Below are 19,908 nucleotides of genomic sequence, written 5' to 3' on the forward strand. Positions count from 1 at the left end.
CGGCGAAAAGCGTTCCAGGCATTCAAGACTTTAGTCGCAGACACCAGTCGCTGTCGCTCCTCTCGTGTCACCCCGCTGGACCAAAGGTCTCGAAGGCGATGCGGTCCGCCGCGACGCCGTGCGCTTCCAGACCAGCGCTGAGGTCGGCGAGAAACCCGGCGGGCCCGCAGAGCAGATAGTGGGCGTCCTCCCCGGCCTCCAGCGCCAGCAGGTCCGCGGCGGTGAGGCGGCCTTCGGCGTCATAATCCTGGCCGAGGGTATCGTTTGCCCGCGTGGCGCTATAGAAGACGCGGCGCTCGATTCGGTGGGCATCCGAATGTGCGCTGGCTCGAATCGCGGCCTCGACCTCCGCCCGGAAGGCATGGGCGTCACCGTTGCGGGTGGCGTGCACGAACCAGATATCGCGCGCGGCGCCGCGCGCGCCCTCCGCCATCGCCGCGTACAGCATCGCCAGCATCGGCGTGATGCCCACGCCGGCACTGATCAGCACCAGCGGCCCCTGCCCGGCGGGCAGCACGAAGTCACCGGCGGGGGCGTGGGCGGTGAGGCAGTCGCCGGCCGCGACCCGGTCGTGCAGAAAGCGTGACGCGATCCCATGCGCTTCGCGCTTGACGCTGATGCGGTAGGTCTCATCCCCCGGCGACCCCGAGAGCGAATAGCTGCGCCGAACCCGACCCGGTTGCCCCGGCACCGAAAGTTCGAGCGGCAGGTGCTGCCCGGCCCGGAACGGGGGCAGCGCGCCGCCGTCGGCGCTGGCCAGCAGAAAGGACGTGACCAGGTCGCTCTCCCGGCGCTTTTCGAGCACTTCGAGTCGCAGCGCCGGCGTCTCTCGCTGCCAGCGCAGGGCCAGCGCTTCGGGGCGCTCGACCACTTGCTCGATGCTGACCTCGACCCAGCGCTGGGCGCTCGGATCCTCGCCTTGCTCCGGCTGCCACTCGATGCGGGCACGCCCGCTGATCTGCAGCAGGCCGCCGGTCTCGAAATCGACGAACAGCAGGCCCACGCGCGGGTTCTGAATCAGGTTGCCGAGGGTGTTGAAGAAGTTGTTGCCGGGATAGTCCGGGAAGCGCAGCGTGCCAGCCCCGGTGACCTGGACGAACCCCGGCTCGCCGCCACGGTGGGAGGCGTCGTAACCGCGCTTCGTACGCTGCTCCCTGCCTGAATTGTGAGCCGAGTCGGGGGCGGCGGCACCGGAAACGGAGCCGATAAAGAAGGTGTCCGCGGCGCTGATTCGCGCGCGCTGGTCGGCATTCAGCCGCGACGAAGCGGTGGCAGCGGGCGCGGGCGCGGGCTCGACGCGATGCCACGCCCGCTCGCGGATGTACTGCGGGCAGTTGCCGAAACTCTGCTGCACCGCAACGACCAGACGCCCCTGGGCCTCGCGGACCATCCCGTTGAGCCGGTTGCGACGCCGCGTCGCCAGCTCGATCCCCAGCAGGCCGACCTCGGCGCCCTCCTCCAGCGCCGTCGCCAGTGGATCCTCGCGCCCCGGCGCCGCCGCCACGCTCAGCGTTCGTGAATCGGGCGTGTCGATGAACCCCGGCGCTCCCTCCAGCAGCGTGACCCAAGGCCGGCCCTGGGCATCGCCGGTGGCGAGGACAATGAAAGGCAGCTCGGCGAAGAACTCGCGATGCTGCTCGGGCATGTAATCGCGGATGAAGCGACCGGATGGCGCCACGCCGGCGCGGCGCTGCGCCTCTAGCTCTCCCGCATGGAAGGGCGTCGTCTCGCGTGTCATGACCAACCTCCGTACGCCATTCTCCGGTTCAGGCCAACCGCGGCGAGGACGCCATGGCAACGAAACGCGGCAGCGCCTCGATGCGCCCCAGCCAAGCGTGCACCTGCGGATAAGGATCGAGACTCACACCGCCCTCCGGCGCATGGGCGATGTAGCTGTAGCCGGCGATGTCGGCCAGCGTCGGATGATCGCTCGCCAGCCACGCGCGGCCATCGAGATGGGTTTCCATCATCGCCAGCAGGGTGTGCGAACTTGCCTTGGCGGCGTCATGGTCCAGCGGCGCGCCGAACACCGTGACCAGCCGCGCGGCGCAAGGGCCGTGGGCGATCTCGCCGGCGGCGATGGAGAGCCAGCGCTGCACCCGGGCCTTCTCCAGCGGTTCGCTGCCGATCCAGCGGGCAGCATCCCCATAGCGCTCGACCAGATAGACGAGGATCGCATTGGAATCCGCCAGGGTGAGGCCGTTGTCATCGATCGCCGGCACCTGCCCCAACGGGCTGATCGACAGATAGGCGGGCTCACGGTGGGCACCGTTGGCCATATCGAGATCGACGTTCTCATAAGGGATATCCAGCAGCGCCAGCATCAGTTCGACACGGTGGCAGTGGCCCGACTTGGGGTTGCGGTAGAGCTTGATGGGGGCGTCGCTAAGGGCGTTGGCATTCGCCATGACCAGACTCCTTCAGTGTTGGCACGGATCGGCGTGTTACGACTCATGAACGGCACGACTCATGGACGGCATGAGTCAGTGACGGCCGTGCGGCGCGTTCTGATGACCACACTATTCGCCATCGTTTACTGAAAGAATGGGTCTATTCTGAAAGGAACTGTTTTGTATTTTGAAATGCCAAGATGAATGCTGAAACACTATTCACACCGGAGCCACGCCACCGTCATGGATCGTCTACAGGCCCTGAGCGTTTTCGTCGCCGTCGCCGAGGCGGAAAGTTTCGCCCAGGGGGCACGCGCCAGCGGGCTCAGCGCGCCCTCCGCGACCCGCGCCATCAACACCCTGGAAACCCATCTGGGCGCCCGCCTGTTCACCCGCTCGACCCGCCGTGTGCGCTTGACCGAGGCGGGCCGGGCCTACCTCGGAGAAGTCCGCGAGATCCTCGCCCAGCTGCAGGCTGCCGACGATGCCGCCTCGGGGGCCGCCAACACCCCGGTGGGCCGGCTGCGAATCACCTGCCCGCAGGAGTTCGGCCGCCTTCACGTCACCCCGCTGCTCACGGATTTCCTCGACCACTACCCGCAGGTCGAGGCGGAAGCGGTGATGCTCGATCGCATCGTCAATCTGGTCGAGGAGGGCTTCGACATCGCCGTGCGCATCGGTCATCTGCCCGACTCCGAGCTCACCGCCGTGCGCATCGGTCAGGTGTATCGCGTCATCTGCGCCTCACCGGACTATCTCGCTCGCTGGGGGCACCCGCGCACGCCGGACGATCTCGCCCAGCATCGCCTCGTCGCCCTGGCGGGCGGCGCCGCAGCGCGGGAGTGGCAGCTCGGCACGGCGGCAACGCAGCGTGTCAGCGTGAACGCGCGGCTCACGGTGAGCAGCGTGGCGGCGGCCATCGATGTCGCCAGGCAGGACTGGGGGCTGTGCCGGGTACTCTCTTATCAGGTGGGACCGGACCTCGACTCCGGGCAACTGGTGCGCTTACTGCAAGACCATGAACCCGCTCCACTGCCGGTGCATCTGGTTCATGTCGAAGGGCGCCGGGCGGCGGCCAAGGTGCGCGCCTTTCTCGACTTCGCGGTGCCGCGACTACGGGCACTGCCCGTGCTTCGGGGCGACACCGAGCGCGACTAGCGAGCGCCGTCCTGGTGGGCATCTGAAGACCGTCTGGTGAGCGTCTGGAGAGCAGGCCGAGTCACCGGCCCAGCCCGCTCATCAGCACATACTTCACGTCGACGTACTCCTCGATACCGTAGTAGCTGCCCTCACGACCATAGCCGGACTGCTTGACGCCGCCGAACGGGACCGACGCCGTCCCCACCGAACCGCTGTTGAGGATGACCATCCCCGCCTCGAGCGCTCGGGACAGGCGCAAAGACCGGCCCAGGTCGCGCGTGTAAGCGTAGGCCACCAAGCCATATTCGGTGGCGTTGGCGCGTGCGATGACCTCCTCCTCGGTCTCGAAGCGATAGACGGCGAACACCGGGCCGAAGATCTCGGTCCGCGCCATCTCGGCATCGTCATCGAGCCCAGTGACGATGGTCGGCTGGTAGAACAGCCTACCCTTCGCATGCACCTGGCCACCGAGCACGATGCGAGCGCCCTGCGTGCGAGCTTCGTCCACCAGCGACGCCACCTTGTCGAAACCGGCCCGATTGATCATCGGCCCGACGACGAAGTCCTCACGCATACCCTCGCCGACCTCGACTCGCGAGACGCGTTCGACGAGCGCCTCGACGAAGGCATCGTGAATCGACGCGTGCACATAGAAGCGATTGGGCGAGATGCAGACCTGGCCCGAGTTTCGCAGCTTGGAACTCACCGCGCCCTCCAAGGCGGCCTCGAGGTCGGCATCGTCGAAGACGATGAACGGCGCATTGCCACCCAGCTCCAGTGTCATGCGGGTCAGCGTCTGCCCGCTGGCGCTGGCAAGCAGACGCCCCACTGCCGTCGATCCGGTGAACGAAAGCTTGCGGATTCGGGTGTCGCCGGTGAAGCATTCGCCGATCGCCTTGGGGTCTCCGGTGACCATCTCGAACACGCCTTCCGGAATACCGACTTCCCGCGCCGTTGCCAGCAGCTTGTAGGCGGTCAGCGGCGTTTCCTCGGAGGGCTTGATGATCATGGTGCAGCCCGCCGCCAGCGCGGTGGCGATCTTGCGCGTGATCATCATGAAGGGGAAGTTCCACGGCGTGATGGCCGCCGTCGGGCCGAGCGGCTCCTTGACGACCGTGATGGCCGAATCCAGCGCATGGCTGGGGATGGTATCGCCGTAGACGCGCTTGGCCTCTTCCGCGTACCACTCGATGAAACCGAGACCGTACTCGATCTCGCCGTAGGCTTCGGCGAGACACTTGCCGTTCTCCTTGACGATGAGCTCGGCGAAGGCCGCCTTGTCGTCGCGGATGCGCTCGAACCAGCGCCGCAGCAGATCGCTGCGCGCCTTCGCCAGCTTGCGTGACCAGGCGGGAAAGGCGGCGCAGGTTCGGTCAATGGCAGCGTTCACTTCACTCACGGACATGGCCGGCGCATGGCCGACTGTTTGACCATTGGCGGGGTTCAAAACGTCGATCACAGCAGCACTCCTCACAAGTCATTCGAGAACAACACAGCACTCGTAAAACGACTTGCATGATAGAAATGACGCAAACGACCAACGATGGCTCACGCTCTCACATCATTGCCTAAAGCTATTTCGACTGCCCTGGATCCGGCCAAACCATGCCAGACTCTAGCGGCCACCACATCGAGCAGCGCACCATAACCATCCGTTGAAAAAGGCTGCCAGCATGCCCCCAGCAAACCAGCGGTATCGCGCCGAGCCTGACGCCCAGCAGCAGGCGATCGTCGCCCTGCTGGAAAGGCTCGCGCCCGAGGAGGGCTACAACCTGACCGCGCTGCCGGACGTGAGGTTCCTGCGCTCGAACCGCCCGCTCGCGTCGACACCGGTGCTCTACGACCCCGGTATCGTGATCGTCTGCCAGGGCCGGAAGCGGGGTTTCTTCGGCGGCCAGATCTATCGCTACGACGCTCAGCATTACCTGGCGGTCTCCGTGCCGGTCCCCTTCACCATGGAAACCGACGCCAGCGAGCGAGAGCCGCTGCTGGCGATCTACATGCACCTGGACTTCGAGCTCGCCGCGGAATTGATGCTGCAGATAGACACCTTCGGCGATGTGCCAGCGGCCACCCCGCGAGGGATGATCTCCACCCCCATGGAGGCGCCTCTACAAACCTCGGTGTGGCGTTTTTTGGAAGCCATGAGCCGCCCGCTGGACGCTGCGGTTCTGGGGCCGGCGCTGGTGCGCGAGATCTACTTTCACGTGCTGACCGGGGCTCAAGGCCCCTCGATGCGGGCGGCGCTGGCGATGCAGGGCCAGTTCGGCAAGGTGGCGCGGGCACTGCGCTGCATTCACGCCGCTTACCAGGACGATCTCGATGTCGATCAGCTATCGCGGCGCGCCGGCATGAGCATCGCGACCTTCCATGCCCACTTCAAGGCCGTGACAGGCACCTCGCCGATGCAGTACCTGAAGTCCACCCGCCTGCATCAGGCCCGGCTGCTGATGGTGAGAAACGGCATGACCGCCGCCGCCGCGAGCGCCCAGGTCGGCTACGAAAGCCCCTCGCAATTCAGTCGCGAGTTCAAGCGCCTGTTCGGCCGTCCGCCGATGGCCGAGGTGAAACGCATGAAGGCAGCGTTCGCGGTCCCGCCGGCGCAGGCCGTGGCTACCTTCGTCTCCTCACACTAGATTGTCTCTTCACACTGAATCGTCTCTTCGCAATAGGTTTTCTCTTCATACCGAAGACCCAAGCGCCTCATGAGACGACCGGAGATCCATCACTTCAGACTGTCTTCGACACGCTCTTCGGCGCTTATCTCGGCGCAGGCCACCACCTGATCTCGGCCCTCGCGCTTGCCCGCGTAGAGCGCCCGGTCCGCTCGCGCGATCACGTTCTGCAGCGAGACTTCATCGCCACGGGCGACCGCGATACCGATGGTGACACTCAACTGCAGCTCACTCATCGCCTCCTCGAGGGGCAGCGCGGCCACCTTTCTTCGCAAGCGCTCGGCGACGATCGTGGCCTGCTCGGCGTCGGTATCGGGCAGCGCCACCACGAACTCCTCCCCCCCGAAGCGGCCAATCACATCGGTGGGGCGCAGTGCCTGGGTGCAGATCTCGGCGATCTGGGTCAGCACCCAGTCACCCTGGCTATGGCCCCAGGTATCGTTGATACGCTTGAAGTGATCCACGTCGATCATGAACAGGCTGAATGGCGTCTGGTCCTCGCGTGAGATCTGCAGCAGCGCGTCGGCCAGTTTCATGAAATGACGCCGGCTGTTCAGACCCGTCAGCGAGTCCCGTTCGGCGACCCGGCGCAGCTGTTCTTCCAGCAGCTCGCGGTGGGCGATCTCCTTGAGCAGTTGGCGGTTCTGATCACGCTCATCGTGCAGCAGCGAGAACTGTCTGCGCTGCAATTTCTCCAGCCTCAGCAAGGCACAGAAACCCACGCCGTTGGCCATGATCAGCAGCAGCGCCAGGCGCAGGAGCGCGCCAGGGGGCGCGTCTGCAAACAGCGCAGCGGCAGCGAGAAATCCGATGCTCAAGTAGAGACTGGCAAACGCCACGACCGTCAGCAGATTGGGGATCAGGAGATAGAAGCCGATGGTGGCCACGATCACCGCCATGACCTGGGTGGAGAGACTGTCCGGACGCAAGGGAACGATCAGGATGATCCCCGTCGCGAGCACCCAGAGCGGCATGGCGTGCAACCACACCTCATGGGAGACGTCTCCTCGCAGCAGCATGATCAGGGCCAGGAAAAGACAGAGACCGACCACCACGATGCGCATGGCGACCAGCAGATAGTACGCTTGAGTCAGCCCCAAGATCTGGTAATCGGCAATCGCGAACATGCCGAATATCAGCGTGGCGATGGCCAAGGAAACAGGTGCCTCGAGGCGTATCCGAGACTGCATCGACTGCCGATACACCGACTCTCTATCGATATCGCAGAACTGCCCCGTCAGCCAATGCAGGCCGTGTTTATTATGTAATGAAGACAAATGCTTACCGCCCCCTGCTCAAGGTGCCGTGCAACCGCCACAGCGGACCGGAAGCCCCCTCGGCACTGCCTCGTCGGCGCACTTGCCAGATGCTATCGCCATTTCATTATGTAGTGAACTGTTATTCTTTGTACGCCAGAGTCTGTATGCCAGCGTTTGTACGCCAACGCTTGTAAGCCAGAGCTTGTACGCCAGAGAGACGATGTTCAGGTATCCAACGCCTGGCGCCCGGCCCGGCGGCAGCGCTCGGAGCAGTAGACGACGTTGTCCCAGTCGCGCGCCCACTTCTTGCGCCAGGTGAAGGGGCGCTGGCAAACCGGGCAGGTCTTGGTCGGCAGATGAGGCTTGCGGTGGGCCATCGCGGTGGCTCCGTCTGCGGCCGCCAAGGCGGCCCGGGTGAGATTCGGCGGTGACGAGGCGGCTGGGCGGATGTGATTCCGGCAAGCGCAATGCGCCACTCTCGTCCATGCTGAGCATAGCAAGCCATCGCCGACGCCGATCAGCCTATCGGCAACCTATCGACGACCATGCCGATAACCGTATCGATGACCATGTCGATCACACGCCAGGGAGCCGACAATGACCACCCCAGCCGACGCCACCCGCAAGACGCTCTACGCCGAGGCCCAGCAGCGCGGCATCGAGGGGCGCTCGACGATGACCAAGGCACAACTGGCGCAGGCGCTGGCGCAGCACGGCGACGCTGCCGCAGAGGCGCCCCAGGTGGCCACCCGTTACGCCACCTTCAAGCGCCTGGCGGAAGCGGTCGCCGCAGGCGAGTTCGTACTGCGCCCGCGCGCCCTCAGCGGCCACGAGCGGCGCCGCCACGTACGCCAGACGCTGCGCGAGGACCACCAGACGCGTATCGCCGACGGCTCCGAAGAGGCCAGTGCCAAGTTCGACAAGCTCGCCGATTCGTTCTTCTCGTTCTTCCGCGGCACTGCCCTGCTGTTCTATCGCGACATGGCCGGCGACGACGCCTGGATGCCCACGGTGCTCGCGCTGGGTGACGTTCATCCCAGCAATTTCGGCGTCATGCCCAACGCCGATAACGTGCCGATCTTCTCGGTCAACGATTTCGACGAGGCCTACTACGCCCCCTTCACCTGGGACCTCAAGCGCGGCGCGGTGGGCTTTCTGATCGCCGCCGAGGTCGAGGGCGATCTCAAGCGCAAGCAGGCGCTCAAGGTCGTGCGCCACTTCGTCGAGGGCTATATCGACGCGATGCAGCGGCTGGCGCGGGAGGGCACCGAGCAGGACGAGGAGATGCGCCATGACAACGCGCCCAAGCTGATCAAGAAGCTGTTCGAAGACGCCGACGAGCCCCGTGACGAGTGGCTGGCGGACGACTATCTCGATGAAGGCCGCCGCGGCTTTCGCCCGACCCAGAAGCTGGTGCCGATCTCCTCGCGGCGCGACGAGTTCCAGACGATCATGGATCGCCTGATCGCCGAGAACGACATAGAGATACCGGCCCGTGCCCGCGCGCAGGAGGGTAACGGCGTGCGGGTCAAGGACGTGGCGATCCGGCTCGGCCAGGGCACCGCCTCGCTCGGGCTGAACCGCTACTATGTGCTGCTCGAAGGCCCCGGCGGCAAGGGCAAGGACGATCTGATCGTCGAACTCAAGCAGGCCCGGCGCTCAGCCCTCTCCGGGCTGGTGCCGCCCTCTGCCTACACCCTGGACAGCCGCGCCGAGCGCGTCAGCCACGCCCAGGCGGTGCACCTGGTGCGCGGCGACATCTTCTACGGCCACGTCGAGTTCGAAGGCCACAGCTATCTCTCTCGCGAACGCGCGCCCTTCCGCGACGATATCGATCTCGACGACCTCTCCAAGAGCGAGTGGAAGACCTATGCCCGCCTCTGCGGCCAGGTGCTGGCCAGCGTGCACGCCCTCTCCGACGACTCCGGCCGGATCGACTACGACATCGAACCCGCGATCGTGAAGGCGGTGACACCCGCCGAGCTATTCACCTGCGACATGGTGGAGTTCGCTGCCGAAGCCGCTGACCGCCTGCACCGCGATCACGAGATGTTCCGCGAGGATCATGCCCATGGCGCCTTCGAGCATCTGGACTGGGTGCATCGGTGAAACCTTAAGAGCCGGATCGGCACCCCGCGCCTATCTCGACGCGAGCGCAGGCTGGATAGCCACACGGGTCACGCACGCCCCGGCGGGATGAGCGGGGCGTGCTGCGCCATGAGCTCGACGATCCAGTCGATGAAGACCCGCAGCTTGGCGCTGACATGCCGATTCGGCGGATAGGCCAGATATAGCGGTAGCGGGTCGAGCCGCCACGTCTCGAACAGGGCGACCAGCTCACCCGCGGCGAGCGCTGCCTTGGCCATGTAGTCCGGCAGCCACAGGATGCCGAGGCCAGCGAGCCCCGCCGCCAGATAGCTGTTGCCGTCGTCCGTCGACAGCACGTAACGGCCTTGCACCCGGATGGTTTCGTCGTCGCGTTGCAGCGTGACGGGCTCGCCGAGCCGGGAGTTCAGAAAGCCCACGATCCGGTGATGGCTATTCTCCAACTCGCGGGGATGCGCGGGCACCCCGGCGCGCGCCAGATAGCCGGGCGAGGCATAGACGCCCAGCGGCAGGTCGCCGATACGACGCGCCATCAGCGACTGATCGGTCAGCTCGCCACCGCGCACCACGCAATCCACCCGCTCGTCAATGATATCCACCATGCGGTCGCTCGCGCCCAGGTCCAGTTGGATCTCCGGATAGCGGGCATGGAACTCGCCTAGTGCCGGGATGAGTATCAGCCGCGCCAGCGGGCTGGGCACATCTACCCGCAGCCGGCCCCGCGGCTCGGTCGCAGCGCTGGAGAAGCTCGTCTCGGCATCGTCCAGGTCGGCCAGCAGTCTGAGCACGCGCGCATAGAAGGCGGCACCGTCGGCGGTGACGTTGACCTTGCGCGTGGTGCGGTTGAGCAAGCGAACACGCAAGCGCGCCTCCAACTGCTGTACCAACTGGGTGACACTGGTTCTACTCAGTTGTAGGGTCTCGGCGGCCCGGGTGAAGCTCCCTGTCTCCACCACCCGCGCAAACACCCGCATTGCGTCAAAACGATCCATGACTCTCCCGCCCACGCCTCGGGGCAACGCCCGATCGCCGTAGTAGGCTCCGTATGATTGTTCGCTCTCCACGAACAGTGATGACCAGACTCGCCCGTTTATCCGCCTCGTCACGCCGCCTAGATTGTCACCCGTATTCACGGTGGGGCGCCACGGCCCATCCATAGAGACGGAGATAGCGCATGAACCAGCGAGACGTCGTGTTCCCGACCGGACGCCAGGCACTCTACGAGCGTAATCACTACTCGCCGGCGGTTCGATCCCAGGGCTTCCTGTTCGTGTCGGGCCAGGTAGGCAGCCGAGAAGATGGCTCCCCCGAGCCGGACCTGGAGGCGCAGGCCAGACGCGCCTTCGTCAACCTGAACGCGATCCTGACGGCCGCGGGATGCACGTTCGACGACGTGGTCGATGTCACCCTCTTCCTCGTCGACCCTGAGTCGACCCTGGATACGCTGTGGAAAGTGCTGCCCGAGTTCTGGGGCGAAGCGCCCTACCCGACGCTGACCGGCATCGGCGTCACTTGGCTCTACGGTTTCCACTTCGAGATCAAGGTCATCGCCAAGCTACCGGCGTCAGCCGGCTGATTGAACCGGAGCGCTCAGCGCTCGCTCTGCTGGGCCTGAGACTCAGCCTGTGGCGGCAACGACAAGGCCAGGCCCAGGTCGTTGCATGACACCTGCCTCGCCCCAGCGAGTCGGAGCGGAGCAGCAACCCGCCTCTGCTTGTCGATGACATCCGCCGGCTACGCAATGGTCTTATTGACAAGTCAAACACGGGTAATTATGCGAACGCCAAGACGTTGCGACCAACGTCGTATTGAAAAGCGCCTTGGCGATATCCTGAAAGAAAACTGATTGCGCCGGTAAGAATTATTCGCTTTAGCCAAGCCAGCAACTGCCTTTAACTGCGCTGACGCCGACCACGCATTGAAGGGCAAAAATCATGAGACTTAAAACAATTGCCGTCGCTGCTGCCTTCCTGATATCGGGCGGCCTGACTTCCACCGCACTGGCGGACTACCCGGAAAAACGCATCGACATGATCGTCGGCTTTGCCGCAGGCGGCGGCACCGATGTCATGGCGCGTACCATCGCTCCTTATCTGGAAAAATATCTGGGTAATGACGTCTCGGTAGTGGTCAAGAACATGCCGGGCGCCAGCGGCCAGATCGGGGTGACCGCGGTCGCCGAAGCCGACCCCGACGGCTATACCCTGGGCACCTATAACCTGCCCGGGGCGATGGCGCGGACACTCGATCGGCATGCCGATTACGACGCCGACAGCTTCACTTATCTCGCCAATGTCGTTAACGACCCCAACGTGATCGTGACACCCAAGAACAGCGACATCGACTCCATGGACAAACTGGTCGAGGCGGCCAAGGCACGCGCCGGCGCGGTGACCGTGGCCATGTCCAGCCTTGGCGGCGACGATCATTTCTTCCTGCAGAAGCTTTCCGACGTCACCGATGCCGACTATACCGTGGTGCCCTTCTCGGGCTCTGCGCCGGCTCGCAGCGCCCTGATGGGTGGACATGTCACCATGGGTATCATCAACGTTTCCGAAGTCGTAGCTTTCAGAGACGAGCTGAACGTGCTGGGCATTGCGTCCGAGAAGCGTTCGCCCATGGCCGAGGACATTCCCACCTTCAAGGAGCAGGGGTTCGACCTGGTCAACGGCGCACTGCGCGGCTTCGTCGCCCCCGCTGGACTGCCGGACGACGTCGAGTCAAAGCTGCTCGCGGCGTTTCAGAAGACTTACGACGACCCCGATTTCCAGAAGGCGATGCAACGCTCCGGCAACCCGACCGAGCTAGCTCTGGGTGAGCAATTCAAGGCACTCAATGCCGAGCAGTTGGAGCTCGCCAAGCGCATCTGGGAAACCCATCCCTGGAAGTGATGTTCGCCTTCTCACGCTGAAGTCGTCGTCCCGACTCGCAGCCTGAGAGACCCGCCACCGCGATGACCTCGACGCCATCGCGGTGGCCCGAGTCACCCCAGACCATCACCGCTTCCCCGCTACGCCCTCCCAAGAGACATCGCATGAACGACTCGTCTTCTGCCAACACGCCGAGCGCCGCCCGTGGCATCGACCCGGATCTGATCGCCGGCATCATCATCGTGCTGGGGGCCGGCGCGCTGCTGACCCGGACCTCCGACATGCCGGGCATGACCGCGCTGCTGCCGGTCACCATGCTCTCGGCGCTGGTCGTACTGGGCCTACTGATGATCGGGCGCTGCCTGCTGCGCCGCCGACGTCGCAACGATCCGGAAACCGCCGCCCCGGCCCCGTTGAAGGTGTTCGACAACGCGCGGCGCTTCTTCGGCATCATCGTCGCCATTGCCGTCTATGTCACCGGCGTGGCGCTGCTCGGGTTCTACACCACCACGGCGGTGATGATTCCGGTGGTGGCCTGGTGTTTCGGCTATCGCAGCCTCAAGGGCCTGCTGCTCGCGGACCTGATCTTCACCGGTGGCATCGCGATCATCTTCGTCGTGCTGATGGGCCAAGAGCTGCCCACTGAATTCTTCCTGCGCTAACGAGGACACACCATGTACGGCAACCTCATCGACGCGCTACCGGCAGTGCTCTCCCTGGGCAACCTGGCAGCGGTCGTCATCGGCGTCGTCGCCGGTATCTGCGTCGGCGCTCTGCCCGGCCTGAGCGCGACCATGGCGATCTCGGTGCTGATTCCGTTCACCTTCGGGATGGACCCTCTGGTCGCGCTGGGCATGATGGCGGGCATCTACAACGGCGCCATGTATGGCGGCTCGATCCCGGCCGTGCTGCTGCGGATTCCGGGCACGCCGGCCGCGGTCGCGACCAGTTTCGATGGCTACCCGATGGCCCAGCAGGGGCGCGGGGGCTACGCCCTGCAGGTCGCCGTGGTCTCCTCGGCGATCGGCGGCATCGTCTCCGCGCTGGTGCTGATGCTGCTGGCTCCGCCGCTGGCCAAGGTGACACTGCTGTTCGGCCCCACCGAGATCTTCTGGGTCGCGGTGTTCGGCATGTCGGCGATCGTCTTCCTGCTTGGCGGCGACGTGCTCAAGGGCTTGATCAGTGCTGCCTTCGGTGTCTTCGTGTCGCTGGTCGGTGCCGACACCATCACCGGTGCCGAGCGCTACACCTTCGGCCATCTGGAGCTGCTCGACGGCATCAACATCGTGGTCCTGCTGGTAGGACTCTACGCCCTGCCGCCCGCCATCGGGCTACTCGAGGAAGTACGCGATTTCGATACCCAGAATACCGGACGCTTGAATACCACCAGCATCTGGAAAGCGATTCCCGGCATGCTGAGATACTGGAAGACCTGGGTGCGCTCTTCGGTGATCGGCGTTTTCGTAGGAATTCTGCCGGGTGCCGGTGGCTCGATGGCCGCCTTCCTCAGCTACAACGAGGCGCGCCGCGCTTCCAAGAACCCGGATGAGTGGGGCAAGGGCGAACCGGAGGGTGTCGCCGCCTCGGAGACCTCCAACAATGCCGACACCGCCGCCGCGCTGATCCCGGCGCTGACTCTGGGCATCCCCGGCACGGCTGTAGCCGCGGTCATGCTCGGCGGGCTGCTGATCCACGGACTGCAGCCAGGGCCGATGCTGTTCCGCGACAATCCGGGAATCGTGTTCGGATTCATGTGGCAGTTCCTGTTCGCGGCGGTCCTGCTGATCTTCCTCGGCGGCGCCCTGGCGACCAACAGCTTTGCCCAGGTTCTGCGGCTGCCGCGGCCGCTGCTCGGCGCGATCATCATTGCCCTGGTGTTCATCGGCGTCTACTCGATCAACGGGCGCCTGTTCGATGTCTATCTGATGCTCGGCTTCGGCTTGATCGGCTACTTCATGGACAAGTTGAAGTTCCCGCTGCCGCCGGTGGTACTGGGCCTGATCCTGGGTGGCTTCGCCGAACAGAACCTGCGTCTGGCGCTGCGTATCGGCGGCGGCGACTGGAGCATCCTCGCCGCCAGCCCGACCGCCAAGATCCTGATCGCGATGATTCTGCTAGTGGTGCTGGCGCCGCTGTTCTCGCGCTGGCTGCGCGCCCGCAAGACACCGCGAGCCGCCGCCTGATGACACCCCACGCGCCGATTCGGGAGGCGTGGCTGGCACTGGTCGTGGAGCCGGTGCTGGACCCTGGTCAGCCGATTCTCGACGCCCATCATCACCTCTGGGATCGCGACGAGAGCCGCTACCGCAGCGCCGAGTTCATCGCCGATGTCGGCACGGGGCACGACGTACGCGCCAGCCTCTATGTCCAGTGCCGCACCGGCTACCGCCGTTCCGGCCCCGAGTCGCTGCGCCCGCTGGGCGAGGTCGAGACGATCCTCGACTGGAGCGCACAGACACCGCACTACCCGGCCGGCATCGTCGCCTTTGCCGACCTGATGAGGGGAAGTGAAGTCCGCGACACGCTCGAGGCGCTGCGCGCGCTGGCACCCGGCTGGGTCCGCGGCATTCGCAATACCACGGCCTTTCATCCCGACCCCGCGGTGCGCTCCAACCCCAACCCGGCACCGGACGGCCTGCTGCGCTCGGAAGCCTTTCGCCGGGGCGCCGCAGAGGTCGCCCAGGCGGGTCTGGTGCTCGACGTCTGGGCCTATCAGACCCAGCTCCATGAGGTCGAGTCGCTGGCACGCGCCTTGCCCGAGCTGACAGTGGTGATCGATCACTGCGGCGGCCCGCTGGGCGTCGGGCCCTACGGTGCCAGAACGTCCGCCGATATCGCGGCCTGGCGCCGGGGGGTGGCTGCGCTGGCCAGGCTGCCCAACACCCGCATCAAGATCGGCGGCTTCGGCCTTGCCGTCTTCGGTAATAGCTATCACCAGCGGCCGCTGCCACCGCACTCCCGCCAGCTCGCCGCGGACTGGGCGCCCTGGGTCGAGCACTGTGTGGAAGCCTTCGGGCCGCAGCGCGCGATGTTCGAGAGCAACTTCCCCGTGGACAAGGGGATGTTCTCCTATGTCGCGCTATGGAATGCCTTCAAGCGCCTCACCCGCGGCGCGAGCCAGACAGAGCGGGAACAACTGTTCTGGCGCAGTGCCGCCGAGACCTACGGTGTGCCCTTCCCGGCATGCCGCGCACGGACCAGCGATGCCTGAAGCATCCAGCACGCTGCGAGAACCGACGAGAACCGACGAGAACAACAACGATCACCGCGATACGAGGAGTCACGCCATGTTGAAAACCCTGGATGCTGTCCCAGAAGCCGCCTCCCGGACGACCCGGACCCTGGCCACCGTCGCCCTGGCGACACTGGCGCTGGCCGCCTCCAGCCTGCCGGCGTTCGCGGCCTATCCCGACAAACCGATCGAGGTGATCGTTGGCTACTCTGCCGGGGGCGGCACCGACGTCCTCGCTCGGGTGGTCAGCAAGTATCTGGAGCGGGAACTGGGTGAGGATGCCAGCGTGGTGGTCAAGAACCAGCCCGGCGCCGGCGGCCAGATCGGCTTCACCAGTGTCGCCACCACCAAGCCCGACGGCTATACCCTGGGCACCTTCAATCTGCCGGCGGCGATGGCCATGACCTACGACCGCAAGGCGGCGTACGACGTCGATAGCTTCGACTATCTCGCCAACGTGGTGCACGACCCCAATACGCTGGTGGTCAGCCGGCAGTCGCCCTACCACACCCTGGATGACCTGATTCAGGCCGCGCGGGCCCAGCCGGGCAGCATCAGCGTGGCGCTATCCGCCCTCGGCGGCAACGACCACTTCAGCGCTCTGCTGCTGGCCGCCGCCACCGACACCCAATTCAATCTGATTCCCTTCAACGGCGCCTCGATGGCACGTACCGCCCTGCTCGGCGGCCACGTGGCGGTTGGCACCATGGCCTTGAGCCAGACCATCGGTTTCGACGACGACCTCCGCGTGCTCGCCGTCCTCGACGACAAACGCTCTCCCTTCGCCCCCGACGTACCCACCGCCAAGGAGCAGGGTTACGCCATCGAGATGGGCTCCTATCGCGGCTTCGTCGCGCCGAAGGGACTGCCCGACGAGGTCAGCAGCCGGCTCAGGGCAGCATTCGCAGCGCTGGCCGACAACACAGCACTACATGACGAACTCGCCGCTCAGGGCAACGCGCTGGATATCCAGGTAGGCGACGACTATCGCGCGCTGGCCGAGTCTCAGTCGGCAACCGCCAAAGCGCTCTGGCAACAGCATCCGTGGAAATGAGACCGCTCACAGCGACGCCCACCACAGGGCCATCACAGGAATACGCCGAACTCGCCGGACAGCTCGGCCAGCTTGTTGTGCATCGCCACCAGCAGCGCCGCCTTGGCCGAGTTGGCCCGCTGCACGGTGCCGATCTGGCGGTAGACCTGGGGCCGGCCGAACGGCAGCTTGAGCATGTCGCGACCGTTTTCGCGCACCGCGATATCGGGCACCACGGCGGCCCCCAGACCTGCCGCCACGCACTCGACGATGGCCGGAATGGTGTCGATCTCGGCGATGTGCGTGACCTTGATGCTCTGGTGGGTCAGCTCGTTGTTGATCAGCGCCGCCAGCGGCACATCGCTGGCGAAGTGCACGAACGGCAAGCGCTCCAGCAGCTCGCGCACCGGCAGCGTTGGCGTGCCCGGCGGCGCGATGACCACCAGTGGCTCGCGCAGGAACGGGGCCCAGGTCAGGTTGCGCGACACCCCGGCATGCTCGGCGACCACGGCAAGATCCAGGCGCCCGGCGTTGACGTCACTCAAAAGCCCCGACGACATGCCCACGCGCAGATCGACATGGAGCGCGGGAAACTCTTCACGCAGCGCGACGATGGCACGCGGCAACAGGCCGATGGTGCTGGTGCGCACGGAGCCGATGCTGAGCGTGCTGGAGATGCTGCTGCCCTTGATCGAGGCGCGGGTCTCCTCGACCAATCCAAGGACCTTGCGCGCGGTTTCGAGCAACTGGAGGCCATGCAGATTGAGGCTGGGAGGGCGCGTCTCACGGTTGAACAGCTGGGTATCGAGTTCCTGCTCGAGCGCCAGGATCTGCTGGCTGACGGCCGAAGGCGTCAGGCTCACCTCGCGCGCGGCCCCGGCGAAGGTACCGTGCTCGGCAATGGCGATCAGCGTGCGTAACTGGCGAGTGTCCACGGGCACCTCCACGAGTCGGGACTGAGACGATGCGGTACGCTCGGCGAGCGCCTTTTTCGTTAAGCTTTTCTTCACTACAAGCTAAATATTAATCGCTTTAATACAGCAAAACTAGCTGTATTCTGAGCAAAACATCCATACCGATCAGCACTATCGCCACGGCGCGATCACCGCTGCAACGACATCTGGGAGAGACCCGCGTTGGCCAAGCAACCCGCCATACTCGTGACCGGCCCCTATCTCGCGGAAGAGGCCCGACAGCACGCCGAAGCCGCAGGCTACGCCGTGTTCCACACCCCGCCCTATCCGACCCCCGAGGTGCTCATCGAGCACATCGAGCGCCACGATCCCCAGGGGGTCGTCGCCCGCATGGGCCAGTTCGGGGCCGAGGCGATCGCCGCCGGGCGTGCGCTGCGGGTGATCTCCAAGCATGGTGCCGGCGTCGACAACATCGACGTCGCCGCGGCGACGCGGCACGGGGTGCAGGTGATTCGCGCAGCCGGCGGTAACGCCGTCTCCGTGGCGGAGCACGCCGTCGCGCTGATGTTCGCCACGGTCAAACGCCTGCTGCCGCTGGACAGTGGCATGCGCGCCGGCCGCTGGGACAAAGCCGAATTTCTCGGCCGCGAGCTGTGCGGCCTGCGCCTGGGGCTGGTGGGAGGCGGCGCCATTGCCGCCGCGGTGGTCAAGATCGTGCAGGGCCTGGGGCTGGAGGTCGCCGTCTACGACCCTTACGCCTCGGACGCCGCGATCGCGGCACTCGGCGCTCGACGCAGCGAGACGCTGGAGGCGCTGTTGTCACGCTCCGACATCGTCAGTCTGCACTGCCCGCTGACCGAGACCAACGCGCATCTCCTCAACGCCGAGACGCTGGCCTGCATGCCGGCGAACAGCTATGTCATCAACACCTCGCGCGGCGGACTGATCGATGAACAGGCGCTGCTGACCGCGCTCGACAGCGGTCATATCGCCGGTGCCGGTCTGGATACCTTCGAGCGTGAACCCCCGGAAGGCGTCAATCCGCTGGCCGCCTGCGAGCGGGTCATTCTCACCCCCCATGTCGCTGGTGTAACCGCCGAGGCCGGCACGCGAGTCGGCGTGCTGGCGGTCAGCGGTATCGTCGACTTTCTTGCCGACAAGTCACTGCCGCCGGCACGCCTGGTCAACGATATCACCACTGCGGCCTGCCCCTGAGCCGCTCATAGCCATCACGTCGGCCAGATAGCGCCGGCGCCTCTAGCAGGAGTCCTGTCATGCCCATCGGCAACCGCATTCTCCAACGCCAGCGTCGTATCGATGACGCCCTGATCCAGGCCTTCGCCGCCCTGCCCGTGGCGGTGGTCAGCGACAGCATGTCCCGCGTTTTCGCCGGCGGCGCGGATCTGCGCCCGATGCACCGGGAAGGCGCGCTGGCCGGTGTCGCCCTCACCGTGCGCACCCGCCCCGGCGACAACCTGATGCTGCACAAGGCGATCGACATGGCCGAACCCGGTGATGTCATCGTCTGCGACGCCGGTGGCGACACCACCAATGCGCTGATGGGCGAGCTGATGCTGGCCTATGCGGTCAAGAAGGGGGTGGCGGGCTTCGTGCTCAACGGGGCGCTGCGCGACCTGGATGGTTTCCGCGATACCAACCTGCCCACCTTCGCCGCCGGCGTGACCCACCGCGGCCCGTACAAGAATGGCCCCGGCGAGATCAACACGCCGATCAACATCGGCGGCATGGTCATCGAACCCGGTGACCTGATCCTCGGCGATAACGATGGCCTGCTCTGTGTACCGTTCGAGACGGCCCCCACGGTGCTCGCGGCGGCGCAAGCGAAGCAGGCGGCGGAAGAGAAGCAGATGGCGGCGATCCATGCCGGCGAGAACGATCGCCGCTGGGTCGACAGCGCACTCGCGGCAGCAGGCTGCGAGTTCGAGTAACGGTACCGCATTGGCAGAGGCCATTCGGCACGGATCGTCTGGCAGAAAATCTGTCCAACTATCTGATAAAAGACGCGCCATGCATCTAAAAAAGACGATTCAATCCTCTGACAAAAGACGATTCAATCCTCTGACAAAAGACGATTCAACCATCTGGCAAAAGGCGACACATAAAAAGCCTCTGTCTCGATAAAATAGACGCCGGAGCCTGGCCATTTAACGCCGGGCTTTGGCGCGCTTTTATATGCCAAGACAACCTTCACCAACTCAGAAACGTCACACGACACCCTATCAAATTTAGACCAAAGTCCAATGAATAAAAATCGGCATAAAACTTAGA

18 protein-coding genes are annotated in these 19,908 nt (G+C 65.1%); 11 read left to right on the plus strand and 7 right to left on the minus strand.

The window, feature by feature from the left end; genetic code table 11:
* Positions 1-67: 67 nt before the first annotated feature.
* Together J0A90_RS06610 and J0A90_RS06615 are read right to left on the minus strand one after the other, a co-directional pair.
* Complete coding sequence (locus J0A90_RS06610) at positions 68-1,738, minus strand: pyridoxamine 5'-phosphate oxidase family protein (protein ID WP_233076561.1); 1,671 nt, start codon at positions 1,736-1,738, stop codon at positions 68-70.
* A gap of 28 nt (positions 1,739-1,766) precedes the next feature.
* Entirely contained in the window at positions 1,767-2,408 is a 642-nt protein-coding gene (locus J0A90_RS06615; protein ID WP_207032796.1) for a glutathione S-transferase family protein, read from the minus strand.
* Positions 2,409-2,633: 225 nt separating this feature from the next.
* On the opposite strand from J0A90_RS06615, the gene J0A90_RS06620 reads away from it, so the two are divergent.
* A complete protein-coding gene (locus J0A90_RS06620; protein ID WP_207032798.1) occupies positions 2,634-3,548 on the plus strand; it encodes a LysR family transcriptional regulator in 915 nt (304 codons plus the stop codon).
* Between the two features lie 61 nt (positions 3,549-3,609).
* Here J0A90_RS06620 and J0A90_RS06625 read toward each other — a convergent pair whose 3' ends face one another.
* On the minus strand, positions 3,610-5,004 hold the full coding sequence (locus J0A90_RS06625; RefSeq protein WP_370635744.1) for an NAD-dependent succinate-semialdehyde dehydrogenase: 1,395 nt from the start codon (positions 5,002-5,004) through the stop codon (positions 3,610-3,612).
* A gap of 181 nt (positions 5,005-5,185) precedes the next feature.
* On the opposite strand from J0A90_RS06625, the gene J0A90_RS06630 reads away from it, so the two are divergent.
* A complete protein-coding gene (locus J0A90_RS06630) occupies positions 5,186-6,166 on the plus strand; it encodes an AraC family transcriptional regulator (RefSeq protein WP_233076563.1) in 981 nt (326 codons plus the stop codon).
* A gap of 89 nt (positions 6,167-6,255) precedes the next feature.
* Here the strand turns inward: J0A90_RS06630 and J0A90_RS06635 are convergent, their stop codons facing one another.
* Entirely contained in the window at positions 6,256-7,332 is a 1,077-nt protein-coding gene (locus tag J0A90_RS06635; protein ID WP_233076564.1) for a GGDEF domain-containing protein, read from the minus strand.
* 356 nt (positions 7,333-7,688) lie between these two features.
* Positions 7,689-7,841: a DUF2256 domain-containing protein gene (locus J0A90_RS06640; protein ID WP_207032803.1), complete on the minus strand. Its 153-nt coding sequence runs from the start codon at positions 7,839-7,841 to the stop codon at positions 7,689-7,691.
* Positions 7,842-8,061: 220 nt separating this feature from the next.
* Between J0A90_RS06640 and J0A90_RS06645 the strand changes: the two genes are divergently transcribed.
* Positions 8,062-9,573 (plus strand): DUF2252 domain-containing protein, encoded by a 1,512-nt coding sequence (locus J0A90_RS06645; RefSeq protein ID WP_207032806.1) that lies wholly within the window; start codon positions 8,062-8,064, stop codon positions 9,571-9,573.
* A gap of 68 nt (positions 9,574-9,641) precedes the next feature.
* On the opposite strand, the gene J0A90_RS06650 is transcribed toward J0A90_RS06645, so the two are convergent.
* Complete coding sequence (locus J0A90_RS06650; protein ID WP_207032808.1) at positions 9,642-10,562, minus strand: LysR family transcriptional regulator; 921 nt, start codon at positions 10,560-10,562, stop codon at positions 9,642-9,644.
* Positions 10,563-10,744: 182 nt separating this feature from the next.
* Here J0A90_RS06650 and J0A90_RS06655 point away from each other — a divergent pair, with 182 nt between their 5' ends.
* From J0A90_RS06655 to J0A90_RS06680, 6 genes are all read left to right on the plus strand, one after another.
* The gene (locus J0A90_RS06655; protein WP_207032810.1) at positions 10,745-11,146 is read left to right on the plus strand and encodes a RidA family protein; all 402 of its coding nucleotides are present in this window, start codon (positions 10,745-10,747) and stop codon (positions 11,144-11,146) included.
* 358 nt (positions 11,147-11,504) lie between these two features.
* Positions 11,505-12,461, plus strand: a complete 957-nt coding sequence (locus J0A90_RS06660; protein ID WP_207032812.1) for a tripartite tricarboxylate transporter substrate binding protein — start codon at positions 11,505-11,507, stop codon at positions 12,459-12,461.
* Positions 12,462-12,604: 143 nt separating this feature from the next.
* Complete coding sequence (locus J0A90_RS06665) at positions 12,605-13,102, plus strand: tripartite tricarboxylate transporter TctB family protein (protein ID WP_207032814.1); 498 nt, start codon at positions 12,605-12,607, stop codon at positions 13,100-13,102.
* A gap of 12 nt (positions 13,103-13,114) precedes the next feature.
* Positions 13,115-14,623, plus strand: a complete 1,509-nt coding sequence (locus tag J0A90_RS06670) for a tripartite tricarboxylate transporter permease (RefSeq protein ID WP_207032824.1) — start codon at positions 13,115-13,117, stop codon at positions 14,621-14,623.
* A complete protein-coding gene (locus J0A90_RS06675; protein ID WP_207032827.1) occupies positions 14,623-15,651 on the plus strand; it encodes an amidohydrolase in 1,029 nt (342 codons plus the stop codon). The genes J0A90_RS06670 and J0A90_RS06675 overlap by 1 nt, the downstream gene beginning before the upstream one ends.
* A 76-nt stretch (positions 15,652-15,727) precedes the next feature.
* A complete protein-coding gene (locus J0A90_RS06680; protein WP_207032829.1) occupies positions 15,728-16,726 on the plus strand; it encodes a tripartite tricarboxylate transporter substrate binding protein in 999 nt (332 codons plus the stop codon).
* A gap of 32 nt (positions 16,727-16,758) precedes the next feature.
* Here J0A90_RS06680 and J0A90_RS06685 read toward each other — a convergent pair whose 3' ends face one another.
* The gene (locus J0A90_RS06685) at positions 16,759-17,640 is read right to left on the minus strand and encodes a LysR substrate-binding domain-containing protein (RefSeq protein WP_233076565.1); all 882 of its coding nucleotides are present in this window, start codon (positions 17,638-17,640) and stop codon (positions 16,759-16,761) included.
* Between the two features lie 201 nt (positions 17,641-17,841).
* Here J0A90_RS06685 and J0A90_RS06690 point away from each other — a divergent pair, with 201 nt between their 5' ends.
* Positions 17,842-18,834, plus strand: coding sequence for a hydroxyacid dehydrogenase (locus J0A90_RS06690; RefSeq protein WP_233076566.1), 993 nt, complete (start codon positions 17,842-17,844; stop codon positions 18,832-18,834).
* A 59-nt stretch (positions 18,835-18,893) separates the two neighbouring features.
* Positions 18,894-19,568 carry an RraA family protein gene (locus J0A90_RS06695; protein WP_207032837.1) on the plus strand — a complete coding sequence of 225 codons (675 nt, stop codon included), beginning with the start codon at positions 18,894-18,896 and terminating at the stop codon, positions 19,566-19,568.
* Positions 19,569-19,908: the final 340 nt, after the last annotated feature.

This window comes from Salinicola sp. DM10 (assembly GCF_017306975.2).
Classification (GTDB): Bacteria; Pseudomonadota; Gammaproteobacteria; order Pseudomonadales; family Halomonadaceae; genus Salinicola.